Genomic DNA, 5500 nt, shown 5'->3' on the forward strand with positions numbered 1-5500 from the left:
TTATCCCGTGCCAGCTTGGCAATGGATACGCCGGGCTGGAGCGCCTGCTCAACCAGCTTAATTTTAAAGTCCAGCGGGAAATTGGGACGACGTCTTGAGGGTTTTGGTGGGGTTTGTTTCATGAATTGCGCCCATTAAAAAAATAATGGACACCATCTTTAATAACTTGATGGGGAATTAACAGACGGCGCTGGGCGTACGCTTACTCGGATCGAGACTTCATTAAACCCCAGCGCGCGATACAGGGTGATAGCCGGCGCATTGGATTGACGCACTTCCAGCCATAGCGTCAATACTTGCCGCTGCTCCAGCTCGGCTATCAGATGATCGAGCAGCGCCCGACCGTGGCCTTGCCGCTGAAACTCGGGGTGGACCGCAATGTTGAACAGTGACGCTTCATCCAACACGGTCTGGGTGATGGCGAAAGCCGCGATGCGATCGCCCACGCACAGTTTGAAATTCAAATAGCGTTCGCCTTGATTGCCTGCAAAGGTTTTAGCGCTCCAGGGAAAGGCGTGGCTGGCCTGTTCAATGTGCCAGACTGCGGTGAGATCAGCCGGCAGCAGCGGTAATATGGTATTCATCATCACTTATCCGGCGCCATAGCTCGCGCTTGGCGCCAGCATCCCCTGAAAGCGCCGCCAGCGGCGGCGTATGGAAAGACATTCCCTCAAAATCGCGCAGGGTGTCAAGGCCGAGCCACCAGCAATGGCAACGGACGTTATCCGGTAGCATCATCACCTGTAGAGGCGTCACCCCGCAGAGCTGTACTGGCGTCAGCGCCATGCTGCGCGCCACATCGGCCACCAGCGGATGATCGAGCGGCGGCGGCGCCTCGGCCACCAGCAATAAACGAATATGCCCCGGCAAGGTGACCGCAACTTCCCCCTGCAGCACCGCCGGGCGCCGGAGCGTCCATTGCATAATGCCCAGTTGTTGTAACAGCCAATCGCGCCTTGTCGTCATTGTTTATCCCGTCGGCGGTCTCGATTCCGCGCCGCTATGCTACCAAACCTATCGAACCCAGGGCAATAAAGCACTATACTCCTTGCTCGAATTATTGAGGAGCGTTTGTTGCATGTCTGCATTAACCCCCGCCAGTGAAGTCATACTTCGGCATCAGGATACATTCTCAGATAAACAGGTATTGATTGCCGGCGATGTGCAGGATTTGCTGCCGGCCCGGCTTGACGCGCGAAGTGTACGGGTTCATACCGCCTGGTTTCACCACCGGCAGACGCTGGCCCGCGCGCTGGGCGAGCAAGCGGTGCAATTCGGCCTAGTGGCGGACGCCGCCCTGGTCGGCGGGTGCGATACGCTGATTTACTTCTGGCCGAAAAACAAACCGGAAGCGCTGTTCCAGATGACCAATCTCCTGTCGCTGTTGCTGTTGGGCTGCGATGTGTTTGTGGTGGGGGAAAACCGCAGCGGCGTGCGCAGCGCCGAGGCGATGCTGGACGTGTGGTGTCCGCTGGGTAAGATTGATAGCGCCCGACACTGCGGGCTGTATCACGGCGAACTCGTCCAGCAACCCCGTTTCGATGCGGAGGCTTACTGGCAATCTTACCAACTTGACGATGTTGTGATAAAAACCCTGCCGGGCGTCTTCAGCCGCGACGGGCTGGATAACGGCAGCCAACTGCTGCTGTCAACCTTCGAGCAGCCGATTCAAGGCCATGTGGCCGATATCGGCTGCGGCGCCGGCGTCCTGTCGGCGGTCCTGGCGAAAGGCGGGTCGGGGGTGCAGTTGACGCTCAGTGATGTGCATGCGCCAGCGCTGGCGGCCAGTCGCGCTACCCTGGCGGCCAACGGCCTGCAGGGGGAGGTGCTGGCGTGCGATGTCTACTCCGCCATCAGCGGCCGTTTCGATATGATTATCTCCAACCCGCCGTTCCACGATGGTATGCAAACCAATCTGAAAGCGGCGGAGACGCTAATTCGCGGCGCGCTTGACCATCTACGTATCGGCGGCGAATTACGCATTGTCGCTAACGCTTTCCTGCCCTATCCGGATCTACTGGATGCGGTATTCGGCAATCATCAGGTGCTGGCGCAAAACGGCCGCTTTAAGGTCTACCAGGCTTTTCATCAAGTGAAGCGTACCCGCGATAACCGGGGAAAACGCCGCTAACGCTGGGTTGGCGCACCGTACCCCGCCGCGCGCCGCTGGGCCCGGCGGGGTACGGTATTTTTTTGCAGCAAACGCCCACGAAATTACAAATAATCATTGACCTTAACGTCAAAACCTCTAAAATCCGCCTCCGTGGTAACAGCCTTAAGCGGCTGTCTGTGTCAGGCGAAGGTGGCGAAATTGGTAGACGCGCTAGCTTCAGGTGTTAGTGTCTTAACGGACGTGAGGGTTCAAATCCCTCTCTTCGCACCATTGTTAATGTCTCACTTCGCCTTCGCGTTCCCCTTTTTCTTGCGCTAACCTCTATCAGGCTGCTCCGCTCGCCTCCCTTACGCCTGCGCGATAACCCTTTGCCCCCCGCTGCCAAGCCGCAACCTATCCCTCATCTCATCATCAGTACGTTGGCGATTTTGCCCACCGCAGCGCTTGTTGGTTTGCGATCGGTTTGCGGCGGCGCGACCCGTTTCGACGCCCTCGGTTTACTGACGCTTGCGCACGGCGATTTCCTTAAATCTGGCAAGGTTTTTTAAGGGGTCACCGAGCGTAGTTAATGACAATGGCGGCTAAAGCTGCTAAATTGAGCACAATGCGAAAAATTAAATTCAGGTATAAAAACTCTGGGGGATTTATAGTGATCCGTTATTTTCTCGCAACATTATTTATTATTAGTTTTCACAGCCTGGGCTTATACGTTTGTCTATGTCTAAAACTTATAACACCTATGATGAGCTCCGCCAAAGTAAGCTTCGCACATCGCTGCTGTTATTTTTGTTACTAAATATCGCCTTTTCTCTTTTTTACGTGGTGAGCGCGATAAATAACAGCCGTCAGCGGCGGCGATAATCGTTGCGGCGTTATCGCTGACCGTTTTGGTAATAACTCTCTTTCGGATGCGCAGTTATGCAGTTTCATTGAATTATCTTGCAATTATTATCGGCATCTCATGGGCCTGGCATATTCTGTTCCGATTCAATCAGCTAGCGACGCCCGATAAAACATTTCTCCTTATATAGCCTGATGACGGTCTTTTTCATCAGCACCATTACGCTTGCCGATAATTTACTGGTGTTTTGCCTGCATAGCCTGCCTTCGGCCGTGACGGTGATGGTGCTTGATGAGTTTAGCCATATCGTCATGTTACTGTTTACTATCGTGTTGCCGCTTATCAGTTTCTCCTTGCACCATCTGATGCAAAACCGTAGCGAGGCTTTCACTATTGATTTGGTGAGGCGCCTGAGCGAAGAGTGAGAAAAATTCAGCGATCTTAGCATGATCGATCCGCTCACCGGCCTATACAACCGCCGCGGGCTGCATAACAGGCTCGAAGGGCTGCTCGGTGCGGGCGGCGGGCTTGGCTGCCACTATTTGCTGCTGTTGGATATCGACCATTTCAAGGCGTATAACGATAATTATGGTCATAGCATGGGCGATAAGGCCCTGGCCGCGATGGCGATACGCGACGCCGTCCGTTCCCGCGACGTCGTGGTACGCTACGGCGGCGAGAAATTTCTGGTGCTGCTGATTGACTTTGATGAAACCGAAGCGCTAACCCTGGCCGAGAACGTCAGGCAGGCGATGCTGAATCTAAAAATACCGCATTTATATAACCAGGAAGCTTCCACCACCGTTACGCTGAGCGTGGGTATTGCCTCGCTGACGGGCGCCAATATTGATGCGTCATTAACCGCAGCCGACCAGGCCCTATATCAGGCTAAACATCAGGGCCGCAACGCGGTAAAATTTGCCGGACTGTCCGACGAGAAGAAATCGCCGTCCTCCGCCGAACGCTAACGTTGTTAAAACGTTAATCGCAAAATACCCCACGCTCACCACCTTTATTTGTTGTCTCTTTCACCGACTTAATCAAAATTGCGACAAAGTTGAGTATTATCCGAATGTCGTCGGTAACATGCCGCCCTGATATTTGCGGTATTATTACCGCCCCGAAACTATTTATTTTGGCAGTATTTACCCACAGGGCCGACGTTAAAATGTCCCGCCGAGGCGCTATTTAGCACGAGCAGAAAAATAGCGGTCTCTTTTCAAGACGCTCAGCTCAATTATGCTGCGGAATCAGACGACTACCTAATTCCCTTTGCGCGAGGTGGACAAAGCACTATTTATCCTTTTGCCGCGCGGATATTCTTGCCTACCATCACCGGCTTTCTCGCCTATCGCACTTCAGGTCCCGCCGTGCCTGCCGTTCGGGGTCCGCAGACCGAACATCGGCGAGACGCGGGTGGCGTTGACGGCGACATAGGCGGCAGCGGCAGAAAAATCATAACCCATTAATTGACAATTGCATCCTACCTTCAATTTGCTGCGCGGCCGATCCGGCACTAGGCTTAGGTGAGGCCATCATTTAGCTGAAGGAGGACATGATGAGCAAGAAAAGCGCCGTTTTGATTACCGATGAATTCGAGGATTCCGAATACACCTCGCCGGCACAGACCTACAAGCAGGCCGGGCACCAAGTGGTCACTATCGAGAAGCCGGCGGGCAACACCGTCACCGGTAAGAAGGGAGAAGCCACCGTCACTATCGATAAAGGCATTGATGACGTTCAGGCCGCGGATTTCGACGCGCTGTTGCTCCCGGGCGGGCATTCCCCCGACTCGCTGTGCGGTGACGATCTGTTCGTCAATTTTACCCGCGCTTTCGCCGACAGCGGTAAGCCGATCTTCGCGATTTGCCATGGCCCGCAGTTGCTTATCAGCGCCGATGTGGTGCGCGGCAAAAAATGACCGCGGTGAAACCGATCGTGGTGGATGTGAAAAATGCGGGCGCCGACTTTTTCGATAAAGAAGTCGTGGTGGATAACGATACGCTAGTCACCAGCCGGACTCCGGATGATTTACCGGCGTTTGCTGGTTCCGGTCACGTCCGATCACTGATTCCGATTTCACCCGATCACTTATTCCGGTCACGCCCGATCACTGATTCTGATTTCATCCGATCACTGATTCCGGTCGTCCGATCAGCGATTCCGATTCTGTCCGATCGCTCATCTTCTGTTCCGCCATACTCTGGAGACTTTTAGCTTCCGGGGGTATGGCATGGCACGTAAAAAGAAGAACGCGATAACAAAAATGTACATCTATATCAATGTATTACGCATGAAATTTGAGCAGCGTCGCTCGAATCGCAGCAGCGCTCGGCATCGGCTGTACCACAGTGCACGATATCCTCGGCCGATTCACGGTAGCTAACCTGGTCTGGCCATTGCCGTCGGAACTGTCCCCCGTCGACCTCGACCGCCTGCTCTATCCCGGCAAATCCGGCAAGGCTATCAAGACCTTACCCAGCTGGCTTGATATCGATACCGAGTTAAGCCGCAAGGGCGTGACCAAACAGCTGCTCTGGATGGAA

General features: G+C 54.3%; 3 protein-coding genes, 1 tRNA gene and 3 pseudogenes. 5 read left to right on the forward strand and 2 right to left on the reverse strand.

What is annotated here, in order from left to right; genetic code table 11:
* Nucleotides 1–158: 158 nt before the first annotated feature.
* Nucleotides 159–584, reverse strand: coding sequence for a ribosomal protein S18-alanine N-acetyltransferase (gene rimI, locus ACMX3H_RS16695; RefSeq protein ID WP_415211624.1), 426 nt, complete (start codon nt 582–584; stop codon nt 159–161).
* Nucleotides 553–966, reverse strand: coding sequence for a DNA polymerase III subunit psi (locus ACMX3H_RS16700; RefSeq protein WP_415211622.1), 414 nt, complete (start codon nt 964–966; stop codon nt 553–555). The genes rimI and ACMX3H_RS16700 overlap by 32 nt, the downstream gene beginning before the upstream one ends.
* Nucleotides 967–1078: 112 nt before the next feature.
* On the opposite strand from ACMX3H_RS16700, the gene rsmC reads away from it, so the two are divergent.
* From rsmC to ACMX3H_RS16725, 5 genes and pseudogenes are all read left to right on the forward strand, one after another.
* Nucleotides 1079–2131 (forward strand): 16S rRNA (guanine(1207)-N(2))-methyltransferase RsmC, encoded by a 1053-nt coding sequence (gene rsmC, locus ACMX3H_RS16705; protein WP_415211623.1) that lies wholly within the window; start codon nt 1079–1081, stop codon nt 2129–2131.
* A 165-nt stretch (nt 2132–2296) separates the two neighbouring features.
* Nucleotides 2297–2383 (forward strand) — tRNA-Leu (locus tag ACMX3H_RS16710).
* 435 nt (nt 2384–2818) lie between these two features.
* Nucleotides 2819–3922, forward strand: a pseudogene (locus tag ACMX3H_RS16715) (GGDEF domain-containing protein).
* A gap of 590 nt (nt 3923–4512) precedes the next feature.
* Nucleotides 4513–4997, forward strand: a pseudogene (locus ACMX3H_RS16720) (type 1 glutamine amidotransferase domain-containing protein); the annotation flags it as partial.
* Between the two features lie 190 nt (nt 4998–5187).
* A pseudogene (locus ACMX3H_RS16725) lies at nt 5188–5500 on the forward strand (IS21 family transposase); the annotation flags it as partial.

This window comes from Sodalis sp. (in: enterobacteria) (assembly GCF_047607725.1).
Classification (GTDB): Bacteria; Pseudomonadota; Gammaproteobacteria; order Enterobacterales; family Enterobacteriaceae; genus JBLKSS01.